Genomic DNA, 19,631 nt, shown 5'->3' with positions numbered 1-19,631 from the left:
TTGTCCTCTGCCCCTTATTCCGCTGCCGCCGCCAGGCGCGACTTGGCCAGTGCGGAACATTCCGCCATGACCTTCGACGCGCGGGCGATCGGGTTCGTCAGATAGAAGTCGCTGATCACGTTGGTGAAGGCGACGGAGTTGGTCTTGCCGCCAAGACCGGCCAGAGCCTCCACGTCAGCCGGGTTGCCGGCTGCGATGGTGTCGATGGCCGCCATGTGCGGGAATGCCTCGAAGAGCTTGGCGCGCAGCTGCGCCAGGCTGTCGAAGGGCAGAGCCTTGCCGAGAACCGCCGACAGGGCACGCAGGATGGCCCAGTCCTCACGCGCTTCACCCGGGGGGAAGCCGGCGCGGTCGCCCAGCTGGACGCGGCCTTCAAGGTTCACGTAAAGGCCGGACTTCTCGGTATAGGCAGCGCCCGGCAGGATGACGTCGGCGCGGTGCGCGCCCTTGTCACCATGGGTGCCCTGATAGACCACGAAAGCCCCGGCCGGGATCTCGATCTCGTCGACGCCCAGCAGGAACAGCACGTCGAGGCTGTTTTCAGCCAGGATCTGGCCGGTCGACAGACCGCCCTCGCCCGGCACGAAGCCGATGTCGAGCGCGCCAACCTGAGCTGCTTCCGTGTGCAGGACGCTGAAGCCGTTCCAGTCTTCCCGGACCGCGCCGCGTGACTGGGCGAGCTTGGCCGCCAGCGACAGAACAGCAGCCCCGTCCGGACGGTTGATCGCGCCCTGACCGACGATGATGAGCGGCTTCTTCGCACCGGCGAGGAAGGACGCATCGTCGATGAGGGAAGCCAGCGTGTCGGGGCCAGCGCCCTTGTAGGTGGCCGGATAGGTGAGATCGGCGTTCTGGCCGATCACGGAAATCTCGACATTGCCCTTGACCCAGCGCTTGCGCAGACGGGCGTTGAGCACCGGAGCTTCGAGGCGCGGGTTGGTGCCGATCAGAACGATGGCATCGGCCTCGTCGATCCCGGCAACCGTGGCATTGAACAGATAGCTGGCGCGGCCATGCTTGGGATGCAGCGGCGAGCCGGGGAAGCGGCTGTCGATGTTCTTCACACCGAGGCTGTCCATCAGGCTCTTCAGCGCAAACAGCTCTTCCACGCTGGACAGCTGGCCGGCGAGCGCACCAATCTTGTCAGCGGTGGTGGCCCTCACCTTGTCCGCAATAATCTGGAAGGCTTCGCTCCAGCTCACCGGAACCAGCTTGCCGTCCTTGCGGGCGTAGGGCCGGTCGAGGCGCTGGGTCTTCAGGCCGTCCCAGATGTAGCGGGACTTGTCCGAAAGCCACTCCTCGTTCACCTCGTCATTGAGGCGCGGCATGATGCGCATCACTTCGCGGCCACGGGTGTCGACGCGGATGGCAGAGCCGAGCGCGTCCATGACGTCGACGCTTTCCGTCTTCACCAGTTCCCAGGGACGGGCATTGAATTCGTAAGGCTTGTGCGTCAGCGCGCCCACCGGGCACAGGTCGGCCACGTTGCCCTGCATTTCGGAGGACAGCGCGGCTTCCAGATAGGTGGTGATCTCCGCATCTTCGCCACGGCCGATCAAGCCCATGTCGGCGACGCCGCAGACTTCCGTGGTGAAACGGACGCAGCGCGTGCAGTGGATGCAGCGGGTCATGATGGTCTTGACCAGCGGGCCGAGGTGCTTGTTCTCGACAGCGCGCTTGTTTTCGGCAAAGCGCGAGCTGTCCACACCATAGGCCATGGCCTGGTCCTGAAGGTCGCACTCACCGCCCTGGTCACAGATCGGGCAGTCCAGCGGGTGGTTGATGAGCAGGAACTCCATCACCCCTTCGCGGGCCTTCTTGACCATCGGGCTCTTGGTCAGCACCACCGGCGGCTCGCCGTTCGGGCCGGGCCGCAGGTCACGCACGCCCATGGCGCAGGAGGCGGTCGGCTTCGGGGGCCCGCCCTTCACTTCCACAAGGCACATGCGGCAGTTGCCGGCAATCGAAAGCCGGTCGTGGTAGCAGAAACGCGGCACTTCTGCGCCTGCTTCCTCGCAGGCCTGCAGCAGCGTGTAATCCGCCGGGACGTCAACTTCCTTGCCGTCGATGATCAGCTTTGTCATCACTTCGCCTCTTGTGCTGCGGTGTAGGCAGCCAGCAGTTCTGTGACCTCGATGCCGTTGATGGTCATCCCATCAAGCCGGCAATCGTTGATAGAGGCCCCCGCCAGATTGGCGTTGGTCATACGAAACCCGGCCATATTCACGTCGTCATACCGTCCGCCGGACAGGTTTGCGTCGCTGTATGTACAGCCAGACAGATTGATGTTGCGGTAAGATCCACCAGACAGGTTCACGTTCACGAACGTGCTCCCGGAGAGATTGACGACATCAAAGGACGATCCGGAAAGATCGCTGCCTTTGACATCCATGCAATGCTTTTCGTGGTGGATCTTCATCGCATCACTCCGCTGCAGCCAGGGCCTTGGGAGCCTTGGTCTTGGCCACGTAGTCGTCAATGCGGGCCTCGATCACAGGCCGGAAGTTCTTGATCAGGCCCTGGATCGGCCATGCAGCCGCATCGCCAAGGGCGCAGATCGTGTGACCTTCCACCTGCTTGGTGACGTTGAACAGCATGTCGATTTCCTCACGCGAGGACTGGCCCTTGACCATGCGCTCCATGACGCGCCACATCCAGCCGGTGCCTTCACGGCACGGCGTGCACTGGCCGCAGCTCTCGTGCTTGTAGAAGTAGCTCAGGCGCGCAATCGCCTTGATGATGTCGGTGGACTTGTCCATGACGATCACCGCCGCCGTGCCGAGGCCGGAGCCGAGGCCGCGCAGGGTGTCGAAGTCCATGGCCGTGTCCTTGATCTGCTCGCCGGTGAGGCAGGGAACGGACGAGCCGCCCGGGATCACCGCCAGCAGATTGTCCCAGCCGCCGCGAATGCCGCCGCAGTGCTTCTCGATGAGTTCGCTGAACGGGATGCCCAGCTCCTCCTCGACCGTGCAGGGACGGTTGACGTGGCCGGAGACGCAGAACAGCTTCGTGCCCGCGTTGTTCGGCTTGCCGAGACCGGAGAACCAGACCGCGCCACGGCGCAGGATCGTCGGGGAAACGGCGATCGATTCCACGTTGTTCACGGTGGTCGGGCAGCCATAGAGGCCGACGTTCGCCGGGAACGGCGGCTTCAGGCGCGGCTGGCCCTTCTTGCCCTCAAGGCTTTCGAGCAGCGCGGTCTCTTCACCGCAGATATAGGCACCTGCGCCGTGATGGACATAGATGTCGAAGTCGTAGCCGTTCTTGTTGTTCTTGCCGATCAGCCCGGCGTCATAGGCCTGGTCGATGGCTGCCTGCAGGCGCTCGCGCTCACGGATGAACTCGCCGCGCACATAGATGTAGGCGGCAATGGCGCCCATGGCGAAACCGGCGATCAGGCAGCCCTCGACCAGCGTGTGCGGGTCGTGGCGCAGGATCTCGCGGTCCTTGCAGGTGCCCGGCTCGGACTCGTCCGCATTGACCACCAGATAGGACGGACGGCCGTCGCTGGCCTTGGGCATGAAGGACCACTTGAGACCGGTCGGGAAGCCGGCGCCACCGCGCCCGCGCAGACCCGAACTCTTCATCTCCTCGATGATCCAGTCGCGGCCCTTTTCGATCAGCCCCTTGGTGTTGTCCCAATGGCCACGCTTGCGGGCGCCCTCAAGGCCCCAGTCGTGCAAGCCGTAGATATTGGTGAAGATCCGATCCTGATCCTTCAGCATCTTGCCTCTCTCACCCCTCGTTCTTGGCTGCGGCTTCAGCAGCCTTGCGGGCGGCCACTTCGGCCTTCACACGTGCAACTGACACTTCAGCCGAATCCGGTACGCCGTTGAAATCCTTGCCGCCACCGTTGATCGACGGACCGGCGAAGGCGTGCGAAGCCTTCTCTGCGCCATCCACCACATGCGGTACGGGAAGAACGCCCTGCGTGTCGTCGGCAATGTCCGTCAGCGACGTCGGGCCGCCTTCCGGAGCGCCGAAACGGCGGTCGATCTGCGGGCCAGGCGTCACTTCGCGGCCGGCGGAAATGTCGTCGATGAGCTTCTCAAGGCTCTCCGGCGTCAGATCCTCGTAGGTGTCCTTGAAGATCTGCACCATGGGCGCGTTCACGCAGGCACCAAGGCACTCGACCTCTTCCCAGGAGAAATTGCCGTCAGCCGACAGATCATGCGCATGAGCGGCGATCTTCGACTTGCACACGCGGATCAGGTCTTCCGCGCCGCGCAGCTGGCAGGGCGTGGTGCCGCACACCTGGATGTGCGCCTTCTTGCCCACCGGCTGCAGCTGGAACATGGTGTAGAACGTCGCCACTTCCAGCACGCGGATGTGCGGCATGCCCAGCATTTCCGCGATGTAGCGGATCGCCGGCTCGCTCACCCAGCCTTCGTTCTGTTCCTGTGCGCGCCACAAAAGCGGGATCACGGCCGAGGCCTGACGGCCAGCCGGGTAACGGTCGATCACCTTCTTCGCCCAAGCGAGATTTTCCGCCGTGAAAGCAAAGCTTTCAGGTTGTTCAGCGGCAAGTCTGCGAACCGCCATGGTCCTTTTCCCCGTTCCGTGCCCTGTGGGCCGCTGCCACTCCGGTCCTGCCCGGCGCCCCTACCCTCTTGCGAGGGATTCGAGACGGTCGAGCCAGAAGCGGCTGCGTGTGGCGAAGAAGTCGTAACCTCTGCGCCGGTTGGTCTTGATACGGTCCAGCTCACCGAGCGGGCCGAGTTCAAAAAAGTCGTGTCCGGCATGGCCGAACAACCGCATTCCGCAGTCCTCGCGCAAGTAGCGCGAAACGGCATGGCTGCGGTCGCTGCCATGCTCCTCGTAGATCACGAGCACATCGCGCATCAGAAGCGCCACACCACCGCGCAGCGCCTCGATCTCGATGCCCTCCACATCCAGCTTCAGGACCAGCGGCCCCTCCTGCGGAATGTGTCCATCGTCCACGAGGCGGTCCAGCGTGACCGAAAGAACCTCGCCCTTCGGCTCCACACCGGCCTGAGGCACAACGGATCGCGCCTCATGCTTGGCCCCGTAGAAACGGAGCACATCGTCATCCCGTCCGGCCACCGCCCGGTTGAGGCAGGTGACCCTGCCGCCGTTCACCGCCACATTCGCCTCAAGCAGCGCGAAACTGGCGGGGTCCAGCTCGATTGCGGCCGCCTTGTGCCGGCCAAACCGCTCACTGGTCACCTTCAGCGACCAGTATCCGTAATTGGCACCGCAATCGATGAAGGCGTACTCACAATCCTTCACCGCCAGCAGCAGCGCCTCCACCTCTTCCTCGTAGGTATCGCGAGGATCCAGCAGAAGCCCCCAATAGCCGTCGCCATAAGGGAAGCAGAACGTCATGTCCTGCGTGAACCTGACAGCCACCTTGCGGCGGCTTGGCAGCAGGCAGCGGATCAGCCGCGCCGCATGCGAGAACCCCAGATCGTCCAGCGGCCGCAGCGCCTTGGCTGCCATCCGTGTCAGAACCAGTCCCGCGTGCTCCACCGGCGTCGCATCCGAGATGGCGCCGCTGGCCTTGTCCACGCAGATCGGGGCTCTTGTCAGATCCATTCCCTAGCGGTCGACCTCCCCGAACACGATATCGAGCGAGCCGAGCACTGCGGAAATGTCGGCCAGCTGATGCCCGCGGCAGAGGAAATCCATCGCCTGGAGATGGCTGTAACCCGGCGCCTTGATCTTGCAGCGGTACGGCTTGTTGGTGCCATCCGCCACGAGGTAGACGCCGAACTCACCCTTCGGCGCTTCCACGGCGGCGTAAACTTCGCCGGCCGGCACGTGGTAGCCTTCCGTATAGAGCTTGAAGTGGTGGATGAGCGCTTCCATCGACCGCTTCATCTCGCCCCGCTTCGGCGGCACGATCTTGCCATCGGTGGACGAGACCGGACCGGTCTCCTTGGTCAGGCGCTCAAGGCACTGCTTCATGATGCGGATCGACTGGCGCATCTCTTCCATGCGGATGAGATAACGGTCATAGCAGTCGCCGTTCTTGCCGATCGGAATGTCGAAGTCGAGATCGCCGTAGCACTCATAGGGCTGCGACTTGCGCAGATCCCAGGCAGCGCCCGAGCCGCGCACCATGACGCCCGAGAAGCCCCAGGCCCAGGCCTCTTCCAGCGTCACAACGCCGATATCGACGTTACGCTGCTTGAAGATACGGTTCTCGGTGAGAAGCCCGTCGATATCGTCCAGCGTCTGCAGGAACGGATCGCAGAAGTCCCAGATGTCATCGAGCAGCTGGCGCGGCAGATCCTGATGGATGCCGCCCGGCCGGACGAAGGCAGCGTGCATGCGCGCGCCGCAGGCCCGCTCATAGAATACCATCAGCTCTTCACGCGGCTCGAAGCCCCAGAGCGGCGGCGTCAGTGCGCCAACGTCCATGGCCTGCGTCGTCACATTGAGCAGATGCGACAGGATGCGGCCGATTTCCGAGTAGAGCACACGGATCAGCTGCCCGCGCATCGGCACGGTGATGCCGAGCAGACGCTCCACCGCCAGGGCAAAGGCATGCTCCTGGTTCATCGGCGCCACGTAGTCGAGGCGGTCGAAATAGGGAACCGCCTGCAGATAGGTCTTCTGCTCGATCAGCTTCTCGGTGCCGCGGTGCAGCAGGCCGATATGCGGATCAACGCGCGTCACCACTTCGCCGTCCAGTTCCAGCACAAGGCGCAGCACGCCGTGCGCCGCCGGATGCTGCGGACCGAAGTTGATGTTGAAATTGCGAACCTGAGCCTCAGCCATGCCGCCCGCCCTTAATTCGTCGTTGCCTTCTCATCGCCGGGAAGCACGTAGTCCGTGCCTTCCCAGGGCGAGAGAAAGTCGAAGTTGCGGAATTCCTGTGTCAGCCGGACCGGCTCATAGACGACGCGCTTCTTGTCGTCGTCATAGCGCACTTCCACGTAACCGGTTACGGGGAAGTCCTTGCGCAGCGGATGGCCGTCGAAGCCGTAGTCCGTCAGGATGCGGCGCAGATCCGGGTGGCCGGAGAAGAGAATGCCGTACATGTCGTAGGCTTCGCGCTCGAACCACTCGGCACCGGGGAAGACCGGCGTCAGCGACGGAACCGGCGTGTCCTCGTCGGTCGCCACCTTCACGCGGATGCGCTGGTTCTGCACCGGCGACAGGAAGTGGTAGACGACATCGAAGCGCTTGTCGCGGAAGGGATAATCCACACCGCAAATGTCCGTCAGATTGACGAACTTGCAGCTCGCGTCATCACGCAGGAAACGCACCACATCGATGATGTCCTGGGCCGGAACGGTCAGCGTCAGCTCGCCATAGGCAACCTGCCACGACAACAACCGGTCCTTCAGCGCCAGCCCGATATGCTCGCCGAGTTCCTTCAGCGTCTCGTCCATCGTTTTGTTCCCGACCCTTCCGGACCTGACGGCGCGGATCCCTCAACCCGCACCCTTGCATTCTACACGGTGCTGCCCGGGCCTTGTGCCCGGACGGCCTTAGCGTTCGATCGTGCCTGTGCGACGGATCTTCTTCTGCAGCATCAGCACACCGTAAAGCAGCGCCTCTGCCGTCGGCGGGCAGCCCGGGACATAAATGTCAACCGGCACGATGCGGTCGCAACCGCGCACCACCGAATAGGAATAGTGATAATAGCCGCCGCCATTGGCGCAGGAGCCCATGGAGATGACGTAGCGCGGCTCCGGCATCTGGTCGTAGACCTTGCGAAGCGCGGGCGCCATCTTGTTGGTCAGCGTGCCGGCGACGATCATCACGTCGGACTGGCGCGGGCTGGCGCGCGGAGCAAAGCCGAAGCGCTCCGCGTCATAGCGCGGCATCGACATCTGCATCATTTCCACGGCGCAGCAGGCCAGACCGAAGGTCATCCACATCAGCGAGCCGGTGCGGGCCCACTGGATGAGGCTCTCGGTCGAGGTGACCAGAAAGCCCTTGTCGGCCAGTTCGTCATTGACCTGCATGAAGAAGGCATCGGAAGCCCCGGCGGGCTTGCCGGTGGCCGGATCGATCACACCCTTCGGAGCGGGTGCGACCAGCGTGCCCGAAGACGTGGTCAGTCCCATTCCAGAGCCCCCTTCTTCCATTCATAGATAAAGCCGATGGTCAGCACACCAAGGAAGGTCATCATCGACCAGAAGCCGAGCCAGCCCAGATCCCCGAACACAACCGCCCAGGGGAAGAGGAAAGCCACTTCCAGATCAAAGATGATGAACAGGATGGACACCAGATAGAAGCGCACATCAAACTTCATGCGCGCATCGTCAAAGGCGTTGAATCCGCACTCGTAGGCCGACAGTTTTTCAGGATCCGGCTTGGAATAGGCCAGCAAAAACGGCGACACCAGCAGCGCCAGGCCAATGACCAGCGCAATACCGATGAAGACGGCAATCGGGAGATAATCCCGCAACAGATCTTCCATGTCTTTCGCGTCCTTGCACTTGGCGGGCCGGATCGGGAGGAGATCCGGTGGTTCCGGCACGTGCCCCACTCATAGGAGTACGACTCGAGCCTGTCAAACGCCCCGATTTTACCAACATGCGAGCGCACGCTTAGCTCACGCGCATGGGCAACGCAAGAGCCGAAAGCAGACAGCGCAATCGCCTGCAGAAGCCAGCTGCCGCCGCCATCACCGGAAAACCATGCCTCCGCTACGGCAGAAGAGCACTACGCATATCCTCTTACAGACAAGCTAGAGCGCAAACCGCATTGGGAAAGCCCCTGCGAGCCTCCGAAACGCCCTAGCCCACCATCCGGCCCACCATCCGGGCCAGCCCCCAGCGCCGCGGCCAACCGCCGCAGCCCTGCCCCGCTGGGCGGGCATTTCATAAACGTGGAAAGTTTTTACCGGACATGAAAAAAGCCCCGCAAAGGGGGCTTCATCAAGTTTCGTAAGTGGCGCGAGTGACGGGGCTCGAACCCGCGACCTCCGGCGTGACAGGCCGGCACTCTAACCAACTGAGCTACACCCGCACACTTTACGAAACGGTTGCCAAACCCTTTGAAAGGGAATGGCGCGAGTGACGGGGCTCGAACCCGCGACCTCCGGCGTGACAGGCCGGCACTCTAACCAACTGAGCTACACCCGCTTCGTTTCCCCCGCAGCAACCTTCCGGCGCCGCGAAGTGGTGCCGATGTACGGCGGCCCCGGACGGAAGTCAAGCACCCCTGAACCGGCGAATGACCTGTTTTTCAAAAAAGGCAGAAAACCGCCATCCCGCATCGGCGGATCGGCTGCAGCTCTGTGGATAAATTCTCACCGCGCGCAAAAAGCTGCAGACTTATCCAGAAAACCACCAGCCACCACACATCCGGAGATTCACATTCGCAGACAGATGCAACCAGAGCAATACATAAAACTAACGTAGCGTTTTTCTGAATTATTAAGCGATAGACCGCATAGTTCCGCTGGGACGGACCCTGCATCTGAGGAATTTTAAAAATGAAATTCGGAACACCCAAGACTGTCAGCGGCAAACTCTATGCCCTGGTCGGATTGTTCAGTCTGTGTTTCGCGGCTGCCTTTGCGTACCAGCTCTATGCACTTGGCGAAAACCTGAACGCCTTCAAGCGTACGGAAATCAAGAGTGTTGTTGAGGCGGCGCAGAATGTGGCTCTCACCTATCAGGCCCGCGCGGCCAAGGGCGAGATGAGCGAATCCGACGCACAGCTTGCTGCCCGCAACGCCCTGCGCGGCATGCTCTATAATTCCGGCAAGGATTATGTCTTCGTCTATGACGCTGCCGGCACCAGCCTCGTGCATCCGGCCAAGCCTGACAATGAAGGCAAGAACCTGATCAACTCCACCGATGGAGATGGCAAGCAGCACATCCGCGAGTTCGTGACGGAGGCGAAGGCGAAGGGCAGTGCCTATGTCGCCTATTCCTGGAAGGATCCGAACAACGTGGTGCTGCCGAAGGTGAGCTATGTCTCCTATTTCCAGCCCTGGGATTGGGTGCTGGGCTCCGGCGTGCTTCTGGAAGACATCAACGCGGCCTACTGGCGCACGGCCATCAGCAGCGCCGGCCTCATGGCTGTGCTGGTTCTGGCCTGTGTGACGCTCGCCGTTCTCGTTGCCCGCTCCATCGCCCGCCCGCTGCGCAGCCTGTCGCTGCGCATGCTGGAGATCGCCGACGGCAACTTCGGCTCGCAGATTGATGGCACGGGCCGCGAGGATGAAATCGGTGACATGATCCGGTCCGTCAACGTGTTCCGCGACAATGGCCTTACCCGGCAGCAGTTGGAAAGCCAGAGCGAAGCCGACCGTCTGCGCGAGCATCAGCGCCAGGAGGCGATTGCCCGCCTGATCGAGAATTTCCAGGTCGAGTCGCAGCAGGCACTCAGTGTCGTCGCCGAAAACACCGGCCGCCTCAATGAGGCAGCTGTTGCCCTGAAGCAGATCGCAACACGCACGGAAGAAACCTCCGGCAGCGCAGCGGCCGCCTCCGAACAGGCCACCGCCAATGTGCAGACCGTCGCCTCGGCCGCAGAGGAGCTCTCCGCCTCCATCGGCGAGATCAACCGTCAGGTCAGCCAGAGCAGCATCATCGTCGGCAAAGCCACCACCAGTGCCGCCCAGTCGAACCAGAAGGTCGCCAGCCTTGACGCTGCCGCTCAGAAGATCGGCGAGGTCGTCAGCCTTATCCAGGCGATTGCCGAACAGACCAACCTGCTCGCCCTCAACGCCACGATCGAGGCGGCCCGCGCCGGTGAGGCCGGCAAGGGCTTTGCTGTCGTCGCCGCGGAAGTGAAGGAACTGGCCAACCAGACCTCAAAGGCAACGGAAGAAATCTCCTCGCAGATCTCCGCCATCCAGGCCTCGACCCGTGAAACGGTTGCCGTGATCGAAGAGATCACCGACATCATGGAAGAGGTGAATGGCTACACCGGCGCCATTGCCGGGGCCGTGGACGAGCAGGGCAAGGCGACGCGGGAAATCTCCGCCAACGTTCAGGAAGCCGCTCAGGGAACCCGTATGGCCACGGAAAACATGCATCACGTCGCCGACGGGGCAACCCGCACCGCACAGACAGCGGAAGACGTGCTGCAGAACTCCGGCCAGACCGCCAAGAGCACCGAAGACCTGCGCAACCGCATCGAAACCTTCCTGCGCGCTGTCGCTGCCGCCTGATGACAGACCCGGCGGGTAGTCCCCTGCCCTCCACATACAGAAACCGGCGGATCACTCCGCCGGTTTTTTGCTGGGCAGGCGTCTGCTGCAGTCCCTGGCCGGACCGTCAGATGTCCGCTCCCGCCTCAAGAGGGAACATGGCGAACTGATTCTTGCCGTTTTTCTTGGCCGCATACATGGCGCAATCAGCCGCGTGCAGAAGCAGATCGCTTTCGCATCCGTCGGACGGGTAATGCGAAATCCCGATGGATGCACTGACGCAGACAGCCTCCTTGCCGGTGTCGATCGGACGGGCGATATCCGTCAGCAGATGCTGGGCCAGCGCTCTCACCGCATCAACTCCGGACTGGGCGTCAACAATCAGCGCAAATTCATCGCCGCCAAGACGAAAGCTTCCTGCGCTGGCACACAGGCTGATACGGCGGCTCACTTCCTTGAGAACATCGTCCCCGGCGCGGTGGCCATAGGTGTCATTGACGGCCTTGAAGCCATCAAGATCAATGATCAGCAGAAAGAACTCAGCCGCCTTGCCCTTGGGCTCCGTCCGGCCCGACAGCTCTGCATTGAAATGATAGCGGTTGCCCAGGCTGGTGATCTGGTCGAAATGGGCTGCGCGCCACAGGTCGAGCTGACTGTTATAGGCGTCCGTGATGTCCTGCAGAACGCCCTGAATCACCGGCTCGCCGAGCTGGTTGACGCTGCCATGGCCTGCAATCTTGAAACGGCGGACCAAACCTGACGAATGGCTGAACTCCACTTCATGGGACACGGGCGCCAGGCTCGGCAGATCCGGCTGCGCCAGCATATCCTCGATCATCCTGCGGACGGCGGGCGCAAAGGGCCGCAGAGCCGTTTCCAGATCGATATCCGTGCCGCTGCTGATTCCGTAAAGCTCGTAGGTCCGGCCGGACCAGAGCATCCGTCCCGTCCGGATCTCGTAGGTCCATGCTCCGATGCCTGAAAGAGCCTCAAGCTGGGCAAGCCAGGCAGCGCGCCGCTCGGCATCGCTCTTGAGGCTGAGCAGTTGCTCTTCAAAGGAGCGCCGCTCCGGCGCCGGAAAGACGGCCACATCGTAGAGCCGCGGCGAGACCCCGGTCCGGACCGTCATGTTGACCAGAACGGGCGTGGACGAAGACGCAGCCTGCAGGCTGAGCGCGACTTCAAAACAGGCGCCTTCGATGTGCAGCAGCGGCGCCAGAACACTTTCGAAATAGATCTGGCTTGGCCTGCTCAGGAAGCTGCTGAGGCGCTTGCCTTCAGCTTCACTTTCGCCGGTTCCGGCAAGGCGGCAGAACAGCCTGTTGGCACGGATCACCCGGAAGGAGGCATCCGTGACCACCAGCGCGCAAGGAGCATCATACCATGCGTCAAGGAGCCCGGAGACGTCAGCTGAGGGGGATGGGAAGCCCGGCATAGCACCTGATCTCTTCAATGACTTCGGCGGGATGGCTCACATGCGGGCAATGGCCCGTAACCTTGAGTTCGACGAACTGCGCGTTGGGCATCTGTGCGGCAACATAGCGCCCGGCACTCTGCGGCGCGATAACATCTTCGGAGCACTGGATGACCAGAGCCGGTGTGGTGACGGACGCCAGATCGCTTCGGTTGTCACTCCAGAACGTCAGGGCTGCAAAATGCTGTGCGACACCGGGATCCGTCCGGCAGAAGCTTTCCTCCAGAACCGCCGTCAGTTCCGGGCGTTCCGGATTACCCATGATCAGCGGCGCAATCCCTTTCGTCCAGCCGAGATAGTTCGACCGCATCGCCTCGATCAGGCCTTCGATGTCGGCAGCATTGAAGCCTCCCTGATACGCGCCATCATTCACATAGCACGGGGACGGACCGATCAGCACCAGCTGCCTGAACAGATCCGGCCGCTTCCCGGCCGCCAGAACACCAATCATGGCGCTGACGGAATGGCCAACGAATATGACCGGCTCGGAACAGACATGCTCAATCAGCTCGATAGAGTCATCCGCATAATCGGAAAGCGACTGATACCGTTCATAGCTGAAACAGCTGTGATCCGAATTGCCGAACCCGATCAGGTCAAACAGAATCACCTGGCTGGACGCTTCAAAGGCGGGAGCCACATCCTTCCACATGGTCTGATCACACCCGAGGCCATGGGCAAAGACGATCGGAACGCCGCCCTTGCCGCGCAGCGTCACCGCATATTTCCTTGAAACGTCCTGCACGCTCATACAGCAATCCTCACAACCCACACCCTGCAGTTTAAGGACTTGCAATTAGGCAGGAGTAAAAATTTATCTGCAAACTGCACAATATTCCACAATAAGATTATAAAACAAGCACTTGGCAGGCAAGGCAATCAATAACACTGACACGCCGAAGCCGCACGGAAACAGCACGCCTTGACGCTATGAAGCCGCTGCACCAACGCAGCAAAGGCCAGATCGGCTGATTGTCAGGGAGTTGCTCAAGCACGTGCGTCGCTTGAACATTTTCAAGGCGTGATGCGTCAGCAGTTCGGCGGCTTGGTACAAGATGGTGGGCGGTGAGAGACTCGAACTCCCGACATCCTCGGTGTAAACGAGGCGCTCTACCAACTGAGCTAACCGCCCGGCACTGATGGCCAGCCGGATCTGGGCGATCCGGAAGCCCGTCTTTTAGGGGCAATGATCCGGCTTGGCAAGGGCCAAGGGACCTTCAAGCGCTTTTCCTGAGGGCTCTGGATAACCTGTTGATGGCGGCGCGGCAGACGCGCTGCCGGTGGCGGAAAACCGCGGTTTCTCACCTTCCCGCAATGAGCTTTCCTGATTGCGGCCTGCTCAAGCCCTTGCGGCGTTGGAGCATTTTCAGGGCGGGATACGCCGGCATCGCAAGACCTGGCTTTACAGCCACCGGTGCCTGCCGCAGGTACCCGCCTCTCCCCTGATCGCTTCCCTCTTGCCCGGCGGAACGGAAAAACCCGCGCATGGAGACCATACGCGGGTTTTCGGGCGGGTTGAGCACCAGGCTCCGGATGCAGATGCTGCCGGGACGCGGCGGCTCAGCGCCGCACGGGCTTTACCGTGCCGCCCGAAGGCGGCCCGGTAAAGGCTCCGGAACTGCCTCAGGCGTTCACGGCGTCCTTGAGGCCCTTGCCGGCCTTGAACTTCGGCGTCTTGGAAGCCGGGATCTGGATCGTTTCGCCAGTGCGCGGGTTGCGGCCTTCGGTGGCTGCACGCTCGGAAACCGAGAAGTTGCCAAAGCCGATGATGCGGACTTCGTCACCGCCCTTGAGCGCCTGGGTCACGGCGTCGAACGTGGCGTCGACGGCTTCACCGGCCTGAGCCTTGGTCAGGCCAGTCTTCTCAGCCACGGCCGCGATCAGATCGTTCTTGTTCATAGCAGTCCCTTTCTACAAAACGGCGGAAAGCAGGCGATTCTCGCCAAAGCCGCTGGCCGGAAATTCGTGCGAAACAGACGGCAAAGCAAGCCATTTTTTCGCAGAAAACCGCCGTTTTCACCCGATTCTCCAAGAAAAAAGCCCCGGCACAGGCCGGGGCTCCCATTATTTCATGCATTCACACGTCAATGGGCAATCAAACCGGATGCATCATCGTCGCTGGAACGCTGATCAGAAGTTGCAGCCGCCTGAGCCGCCTCATCCCATTCGATCGCTTCCGGCATGCGCAACAGGGCCGTCTTCAGGACCTGCTCCATGCTGGAGACCGGGATGATTTCCATCCCGTTCTTCACGCTGTCCGGAATATCCGCCAGATCCTTGGCGTTGTCTTCCGGGATCATCACGGTCTTGATGCCGCCGCGCAGCGCGGCCAGCAGCTTCTCCTTCAGCCCGCCAATCGGCAGGATGCGGCCACGCAGGGTGATCTCGCCCGTCATCGCCACATCACGGCGGACCGGAATGCCGGTCATGACCGAGATGACGGCGGTGGCCATGGCGATGCCCGCAGACGGGCCATCCTTCGGCGTCGCGCCTTCCGGCACGTGCACGTGGATGTCGCGCTTGTCGAACAGCGGCGGCTGAATGCCGAAGTCGACGGCACGCGAGCGCACATAGGACGCAGCGGCGGAGATGGACTCCTTCATCACGTCGCGCAGGTTGCCCGTCACCGTCATCTTGCCCTTGCCGGGCATCATGACGCCTTCGATGGTGAGCAGTTCGCCGCCAACTTCCGTCCAGGCAAGACCGGTGACGACGCCGACCTGATCCTCGAGCTCTGCCTGGCCATAGCGGTAGCGCGGCACGCCGAGATACTTCTCGACCAGTTCCTCATCCACGGCGACCGTCTTCACGCCGGTCATGAGGATGTCCTTCACCGCCTTACGGGCCAGCGTTGCCAGTTCGCGCTCAAGATTACGCACGCCCGCCTCACGGGTGTAGCGGCGAATCACGAAACGCAGGGCCTCTTCGCTGACGGAGAACTCGCCGTCCTTCAGGCCGTGGTCCTTTTCGGACTTCGGCAGCAGGTGGCGGCGGGCGATCTCCAGCTTCTCATCTTCCGTGTAACCGGCGATGCGGATGATCTCCATACGGTCCATCAGCGGGCCGGGGATGTTCAGCGTGTTGGCCGTCGTCACGAACATCACATCCGAAAGGTCATATTCGACCTCCAGATAGTGGTCCATGAAGGTGCTGTTCTGCTCCGGATCCAGCACTTCCAGCAGCGCCGAAGACGGGTCGCCACGGAAGTCCATGCCCATCTTGTCGATCTCGTCGAGCAGGAAGAGCGGGTTGGAGCGCTTGGCCTTCTTCATCGACTGGATGACCTTGCCGGGCATCGAGCCGATGTAGGTGCGGCGGTGGCCGCGAATCTCGGCTTCGTCACGCACGCCACCCAGCGAGATGCGCACGAATTCGCGTCCCGTTGCCTTGGCGATGGACTTGCCAAGCGAGGTCTTGCCGACGCCCGGAGGGCCGACGAGGCAGAGGATCGGCCCCTTCAGCTTGTTGGCGCGGGCCTGCACGGCGAGATACTCGACGATGCGCTCCTTGACCTTGTCGAGGCCGAAGTGATCGGTGTCCAGCACCTTTTCAGCCAGTGACAGGTCGTGCTTGACCTTGCTCTTCTTGCCCCAGGGAATGCCGAGAATCCAGTCCAGATAGTTGCGCACCACGGTGGCTTCCGCCGACATGGGGCTCATCTGCTTCAGCTTCTTGACTTCGGCCTGGGCACGCTCGCGCGCTTCCTTGCTGAGCTTGGTCTTCTTGATGCGCTCTTCCAGTTCGGCCAGCTCGTCACGGCCATCCTCGCCGTCGCCAAGCTCCTTCTGGATCGCCTTCATCTGCTCGTTGAGATAGTACTCGCGCTGGGTCTTTTCCATCTGGCGCTTGACGCGCGAGCGAATGCGCTTTTCCACCTGCAGGACGGAGATCTCGCTCTCCATCAGCCCCAGCACGCGCTCCAGACGCTCGGCCACCGAAACGATGGCGAGAATGTCCTGCTTCTCCGGGATCTTGATGGCCAGATGCGAGGCAATGGTATCGGCCAGCTTCGAGTAGTCCTCGATCTGGTTGATGGTGCCCAGAACCTCCGGCGAGACCTTCTTGTTCAGCTTCACATAGTTCTCGAACTCGGCAACGACGGAGCGCGCCAGAGCTTCGATCTCGATGTTCTCGCCGTCCTTCTCGGGCAGCACGACAGCCTCGGCCTCGTAGAAGTCCTCGCGGCCGGTGTAATTGGTGATCTTGGCGCGGGCACCGCCTTCGACCAGCACCTTGACGGTGTTGTCGGGCAGCTTCAGCAGCTGCAGCACCGTCGCCAGCGTGCCGACCTCATAGATCTGGTCCGTCGCCGGATCATCATCCGCCGCGTTGATCTGGGTGGCCAGAAGAATGTGCTTGTCGGACGTCATGACCTCTTCGAGGGCGCGGATCGATTTTTCCCGGCCGACAAACAGGGGCACGATCATGTGCGGAAACACGACAATGTCGCGCAGCGGCAGAACGGGATAAACCGTCTTTTCCGCCTCGTTGAGGGAGCGCGTTTCAGATTCGCTCATGTCCATTCCTTTCTTGCCGCACGCCTGCGTCCCGGGAGGGGGGACCGCATGCAGCGCTTTTGGGATGGCCCTCCGGTCCCGGGGTGGTCCGGATGAGGGCCGGCTGATCCCGCCTCACATGAGCACGAATGTCAGCCGCCAAACCATCGTCATGGTCTATTAGGTGGACACCCGCACCATGGGTGTCAAGGCAAGGCAGCAATATCCCTTCAGCTTGCCTGTTGACGACCGGGCCGCAATCCGCCCTCCCCCGCCAGACGCCGGGAAAAACCGTCATTCTGCGCCCCTGGTGAAACAGAAATGCCGCCCGGAGGCGGCATTTCAGAACTGCGTGAACGCAAGGCCGGAAGGCTCAGGCGCTCGTTGCCGTGGTCTCGGCGCGGTCCTCGTAGATGTAGAGCGGACGGGCCTTGCCATCCACCACTTCCGGCGAGATGACAACTTCCTTGACGCCCTTGAGGCCGGGCAGCTCGTACATGGTGTCGAGCAGGATGGCCTCCAGGATGGAGCGCAGGCCGCGGGCACCCGTCTTGCGCTCGATGGCGCGGCGGGAAATCGCCTTGAGAGCCTCGTCGTGGAAGGTCAGTTCCACGTTCTCCATCTCGAACAGGCGCTGGTACTGCTTGACCAGAGCGTTCTTCGGCTCGGTCAGGATCGTCACCAGCGCTTCCTCATCGAGGTCTTCCAGCGTGGCGATGACCGGCAGACGGCCGACGAATTCCGGGATCAGGCCGAACTTCAGCAGATCCTCGGGCTCCAGCTCGGAGAACAGCTCGCCGATGCGGCGGTCTTCCGGGCCCACCACATTGGCCTTGAAGCCGATGGTGGACTTGCGGCCGCGGTCGGAGATGATCTTGTCGAGACCGGCAAAGGCGCCGCCGCAGATGAACAGGATGTTGGTCGTGTCCACCTGCAGGAACTCCTGCTGGGGATGCTTGCGCCCGCCCTGCGGCGGAACGGAAGCCACGGTGCCTTCCATGATCTTCAGCAGGGCCTGCTGCACGCCTTCGCCCGACACGTCGCGGGTGATGGACGGGTTGTCGGCCTTGCGGCTGATCTTGTCCACCTCGTCGATGTAGACGATGCCGCGCTGAGCCCGCTCGACATTGTAGTCGGCAGCCTGAAGCAGCTTGAGGATGATGTTCTCCACGTCCTCGCCCACGTAGCCGGCTTCCGTCAGCGTGGTGGCATCGGCCATGGTGAAGGGCACATCCAGGATGCGCGCGAGCGTCTGGGCCAGCAGCGTCTTGCCGCAGCCGGTGGGGCCGCAAAGCAGGATGTTGGACTTGGCCAGTTCGACGTCGTTGTTCTTGCTGGCGTGGTTCAGGCGCTTGTAGTGGTTGTGAACCGCGACGGACAGCACCTTCTTGGCGCTGTTCTGCCCGATCACGTAATCATCGAGGACACGGCGAATCTCTTGCGGCGTCGGAATCCCGTCGCGCGATTTCACCAGCGAGGACTTGTTCTCCTCGCGTATGATGTCCATGCACAGCTCGACACATTCATCGCAGATGAAAACAGTCGGACCGGCGATCAGCTTGCGAACTTCATGCTGGCTCTTGCCGCAGAACGAGCAGTAGAGCGTATTCTTGGAGTCGCTGCCGCTGGCCTTCGTCATCTATTCAACCCCGCAGGTTCCGGAAGGGGCACGCCCCTTCCTTTCTGTCTCCCGAAGCTGGCCCGTCCAGCCGCTCCGGTTCCGGTCCGAGACCGCATTTCCGGCCTTTACGAACAAACATGCTCCATGCTTCGCCCGTAAAGATCAACATTCGTTTAAGCCGGTCATCCAAACAATGACCTGTTGAAGGAAGAGGAGCCGGCAAAGCTCCCTTCCCTCATACCCCTCAGGCGCTTTCGCCGCCAGCGAGGCTGTTGCGGTCGGCAATCACATTATCGATGATGCCGAATTCCTTTGCCGTTTCCGCCGTCATGAAGTTGTCGCGCTCAAGAGCCTCTTCCACCTGGTCGAGGGTCTGGCCCGTGTGCTTCACGTAGATTTCATTCAGGCGGCGCTTCAGGCTCAGGATTTCCTTCGCATGCAGCATGATGTCGGACGCCTGGCCACGGAACCCGCCGGACGGCTGGTGCACCATGACGCGCGCGTTCGGCAGCGCAAAGCGGGACCCCTTGTGGCCGGCCGCCAGCAGCAGCGAGCCCATGGAGGCAGCCTGACCAATGCAGAGCGTCGACACTTCCGGCCGGATGAACTGCATCGTGTCATAGATCGCAAGGCCGGCCGTCACGAGGCCGCCGGGCGAATTGATGTAGATCGAGATTTCCTTCGTCGGGTTTTCCGACTCAAGGAACAGCAGCTGCGCGCAGATCAACGTCGCCATATGATCCTCGACCGGGCCGGTGAGGAAAATGATGCGTTCCTTCAGGAGGCGCGAGTAGATGTCGAAGGCCCGTTCGCCGCGGCTGGTCTGCTCGACGACCATCGGCACGAGCGTGTTCGTGTAGAATTCGACAGGATCCTGCATACCTCATCCATCTTCTGGCTTTGCCGCCCGCAGGCCACCAGGGCGCGGGCAGACAGCGTTGAAACGCATCTTCG

16 protein-coding genes and 3 tRNA genes are annotated in these 19,631 nt (G+C 62.0%); 1 reads left to right on the top strand and 18 read right to left on the bottom strand.

Annotation, left to right across the window (positions count from 1 at the left end; all coding sequences use genetic code 11):
- Positions 1–14: 14 nt before the first annotated feature.
- The 11 genes from nuoG to AC0CMF_RS01825 form a co-directional block, all read right to left on the bottom strand.
- Positions 15–2,084 carry an NADH-quinone oxidoreductase subunit NuoG gene (gene nuoG / locus AC0CMF_RS01875; RefSeq protein WP_374629874.1) on the bottom strand — a complete coding sequence of 690 codons (2,070 nt, stop codon included), beginning with the start codon at positions 2,082–2,084 and terminating at the stop codon, positions 15–17.
- The gene (locus AC0CMF_RS01870) at positions 2,084–2,419 is read right to left on the bottom strand and encodes a pentapeptide repeat-containing protein (RefSeq protein WP_374629875.1); all 336 of its coding nucleotides are present in this window, start codon (positions 2,417–2,419) and stop codon (positions 2,084–2,086) included. The genes nuoG and AC0CMF_RS01870 overlap by 1 nt, the downstream gene beginning before the upstream one ends.
- Before the next feature lie 4 nt (positions 2,420–2,423).
- Positions 2,424–3,725 (bottom strand): NADH-quinone oxidoreductase subunit NuoF, encoded by a 1,302-nt coding sequence (nuoF, locus tag AC0CMF_RS01865; protein ID WP_050473203.1) that lies wholly within the window; start codon positions 3,723–3,725, stop codon positions 2,424–2,426.
- Positions 3,726–3,735: 10 nt separating this feature from the next.
- Positions 3,736–4,542, bottom strand: coding sequence for an NADH-quinone oxidoreductase subunit NuoE (nuoE, locus tag AC0CMF_RS01860; RefSeq protein ID WP_058899697.1), 807 nt, complete (start codon positions 4,540–4,542; stop codon positions 3,736–3,738).
- Positions 4,543–4,602: 60 nt separating this feature from the next.
- Positions 4,603–5,556: an FkbM family methyltransferase gene (locus tag AC0CMF_RS01855; RefSeq protein WP_374629876.1), complete on the bottom strand. Its 954-nt coding sequence runs from the start codon at positions 5,554–5,556 to the stop codon at positions 4,603–4,605.
- Between the two features lie 3 nt (positions 5,557–5,559).
- The gene (locus AC0CMF_RS01850) at positions 5,560–6,744 is read right to left on the bottom strand and encodes an NADH-quinone oxidoreductase subunit D (protein WP_374629877.1); all 1,185 of its coding nucleotides are present in this window, start codon (positions 6,742–6,744) and stop codon (positions 5,560–5,562) included.
- 11 nt (positions 6,745–6,755) lie between these two features.
- Positions 6,756–7,361 carry an NADH-quinone oxidoreductase subunit C gene (locus tag AC0CMF_RS01845; protein WP_050473200.1) on the bottom strand — a complete coding sequence of 202 codons (606 nt, stop codon included), beginning with the start codon at positions 7,359–7,361 and terminating at the stop codon, positions 6,756–6,758.
- 99 nt (positions 7,362–7,460) lie between these two features.
- On the bottom strand, positions 7,461–8,042 hold the full coding sequence (locus tag AC0CMF_RS01840; protein ID WP_050473199.1) for a NuoB/complex I 20 kDa subunit family protein: 582 nt from the start codon (positions 8,040–8,042) through the stop codon (positions 7,461–7,463).
- On the bottom strand, positions 8,033–8,398 hold the full coding sequence (locus AC0CMF_RS01835; RefSeq protein ID WP_026355734.1) for an NADH-quinone oxidoreductase subunit A: 366 nt from the start codon (positions 8,396–8,398) through the stop codon (positions 8,033–8,035). Before AC0CMF_RS01835 ends, AC0CMF_RS01840 begins: the two co-directional genes overlap by 10 nt.
- A gap of 474 nt (positions 8,399–8,872) precedes the next feature.
- Positions 8,873–8,949 (bottom strand) — tRNA-Asp (locus tag AC0CMF_RS01830).
- Positions 8,950–8,988: 39 nt separating this feature from the next.
- Positions 8,989–9,065, bottom strand: a tRNA-Asp gene (locus AC0CMF_RS01825).
- A gap of 353 nt (positions 9,066–9,418) precedes the next feature.
- Here AC0CMF_RS01825 and AC0CMF_RS01820 point away from each other — a divergent pair.
- A complete protein-coding gene (locus AC0CMF_RS01820; RefSeq protein ID WP_050473198.1) occupies positions 9,419–11,107 on the top strand; it encodes a methyl-accepting chemotaxis protein in 1,689 nt (562 codons plus the stop codon).
- 106 nt (positions 11,108–11,213) lie between these two features.
- On the opposite strand, the gene AC0CMF_RS01815 is transcribed toward AC0CMF_RS01820, so the two are convergent.
- The 7 genes from AC0CMF_RS01815 to clpP all read right to left on the bottom strand — a co-directional run bounded on the left by AC0CMF_RS01815 (position 11,214) and on the right by clpP (position 19,557).
- Positions 11,214–12,521: a diguanylate cyclase domain-containing protein gene (locus tag AC0CMF_RS01815; protein ID WP_374629878.1), complete on the bottom strand. Its 1,308-nt coding sequence runs from the start codon at positions 12,519–12,521 to the stop codon at positions 11,214–11,216.
- Positions 12,493–13,311: an alpha/beta fold hydrolase gene (locus AC0CMF_RS01810; RefSeq protein ID WP_374629879.1), complete on the bottom strand. Its 819-nt coding sequence runs from the start codon at positions 13,309–13,311 to the stop codon at positions 12,493–12,495. The genes AC0CMF_RS01815 and AC0CMF_RS01810 overlap by 29 nt, the downstream gene beginning before the upstream one ends.
- Before the next feature lie 305 nt (positions 13,312–13,616).
- Positions 13,617–13,692: transfer RNA gene (locus AC0CMF_RS01805), tRNA-Val, on the bottom strand.
- A gap of 491 nt (positions 13,693–14,183) precedes the next feature.
- Positions 14,184–14,459, bottom strand: coding sequence for an HU family DNA-binding protein (locus tag AC0CMF_RS01800; RefSeq protein ID WP_019964686.1), 276 nt, complete (start codon positions 14,457–14,459; stop codon positions 14,184–14,186).
- A 185-nt stretch (positions 14,460–14,644) separates the two neighbouring features.
- The gene (gene lon / locus AC0CMF_RS01795) at positions 14,645–17,083 is read right to left on the bottom strand and encodes an endopeptidase La (RefSeq protein WP_371328622.1); all 2,439 of its coding nucleotides are present in this window, start codon (positions 17,081–17,083) and stop codon (positions 14,645–14,647) included.
- A 346-nt stretch (positions 17,084–17,429) separates the two neighbouring features.
- A complete protein-coding gene (clpX, locus tag AC0CMF_RS01790; RefSeq protein WP_019964688.1) occupies positions 17,430–18,695 on the bottom strand; it encodes an ATP-dependent Clp protease ATP-binding subunit ClpX in 1,266 nt (421 codons plus the stop codon).
- A gap of 226 nt (positions 18,696–18,921) precedes the next feature.
- Complete coding sequence (clpP, locus tag AC0CMF_RS01785) at positions 18,922–19,557, bottom strand: ATP-dependent Clp endopeptidase proteolytic subunit ClpP (RefSeq protein ID WP_050473194.1); 636 nt, start codon at positions 19,555–19,557, stop codon at positions 18,922–18,924.
- Positions 19,558–19,631: the final 74 nt, after the last annotated feature.

The organism is Pannonibacter sp. CBAS1226 (assembly GCF_055685825.1).
The sequence above is the reverse complement of the archived record's forward strand: the minus strand, read 5'-3'. Positions and strand labels throughout refer to the sequence as shown.

What these genes read in the sequence shown, in the direction of transcription:
- nuoG (WP_374629874.1), bottom strand. Translation starts at nt 2,084, where the DNA reads ATGACAAAGCTGATCATCGACGGCAAGGAAGTTGACGTCCCGGCGGAT.
- AC0CMF_RS01845 (WP_050473200.1), bottom strand. Translation starts at nt 7,361, where the DNA reads ATGGACGAGACGCTGAAGGAACTCGGCGAGCATATCGGGCTGGCGCTG.
- AC0CMF_RS01840 (WP_050473199.1), bottom strand. Translation starts at nt 8,042, where the DNA reads ATGGGACTGACCACGTCTTCGGGCACGCTGGTCGCACCCGCTCCGAAG.
- AC0CMF_RS01800 (WP_019964686.1), bottom strand. Translation starts at nt 14,459, where the DNA reads ATGAACAAGAACGATCTGATCGCGGCCGTGGCTGAGAAGACTGGCCTG.
- clpP (WP_050473194.1), bottom strand. Translation starts at nt 19,557, where the DNA reads ATGCAGGATCCTGTCGAATTCTACACGAACACGCTCGTGCCGATGGTC.
- AC0CMF_RS01810 (WP_374629879.1), bottom strand. Translation starts at nt 13,311, where the DNA reads ATGAGCGTGCAGGACGTTTCAAGGAAATATGCGGTGACGCTGCGCGGC.
- AC0CMF_RS01835 (WP_026355734.1), bottom strand. Translation starts at nt 8,398, where the DNA reads ATGGAAGATCTGTTGCGGGATTATCTCCCGATTGCCGTCTTCATCGGT.
- AC0CMF_RS01815 (WP_374629878.1), bottom strand. Translation starts at nt 12,521, where the DNA reads ATGCCGGGCTTCCCATCCCCCTCAGCTGACGTCTCCGGGCTCCTTGAC.
- AC0CMF_RS01855 (WP_374629876.1), bottom strand. Translation starts at nt 5,556, where the DNA reads ATGGATCTGACAAGAGCCCCGATCTGCGTGGACAAGGCCAGCGGCGCC.
- clpX (WP_019964688.1), bottom strand. Translation starts at nt 18,695, where the DNA reads ATGACGAAGGCCAGCGGCAGCGACTCCAAGAATACGCTCTACTGCTCG.
- AC0CMF_RS01850 (WP_374629877.1), bottom strand. Translation starts at nt 6,744, where the DNA reads ATGGCTGAGGCTCAGGTTCGCAATTTCAACATCAACTTCGGTCCGCAG.
- AC0CMF_RS01870 (WP_374629875.1), bottom strand. Translation starts at nt 2,419, where the DNA reads ATGAAGATCCACCACGAAAAGCATTGCATGGATGTCAAAGGCAGCGAT.
- nuoF (WP_050473203.1), bottom strand. Translation starts at nt 3,725, where the DNA reads ATGCTGAAGGATCAGGATCGGATCTTCACCAATATCTACGGCTTGCAC.
- lon (WP_371328622.1), bottom strand. Translation starts at nt 17,083, where the DNA reads ATGGACATGAGCGAATCTGAAACGCGCTCCCTCAACGAGGCGGAAAAG.
- nuoE (WP_058899697.1), bottom strand. Translation starts at nt 4,542, where the DNA reads ATGGCGGTTCGCAGACTTGCCGCTGAACAACCTGAAAGCTTTGCTTTC.
- AC0CMF_RS01820 (WP_050473198.1), top strand. Translation starts at nt 9,419, where the DNA reads ATGAAATTCGGAACACCCAAGACTGTCAGCGGCAAACTCTATGCCCTG.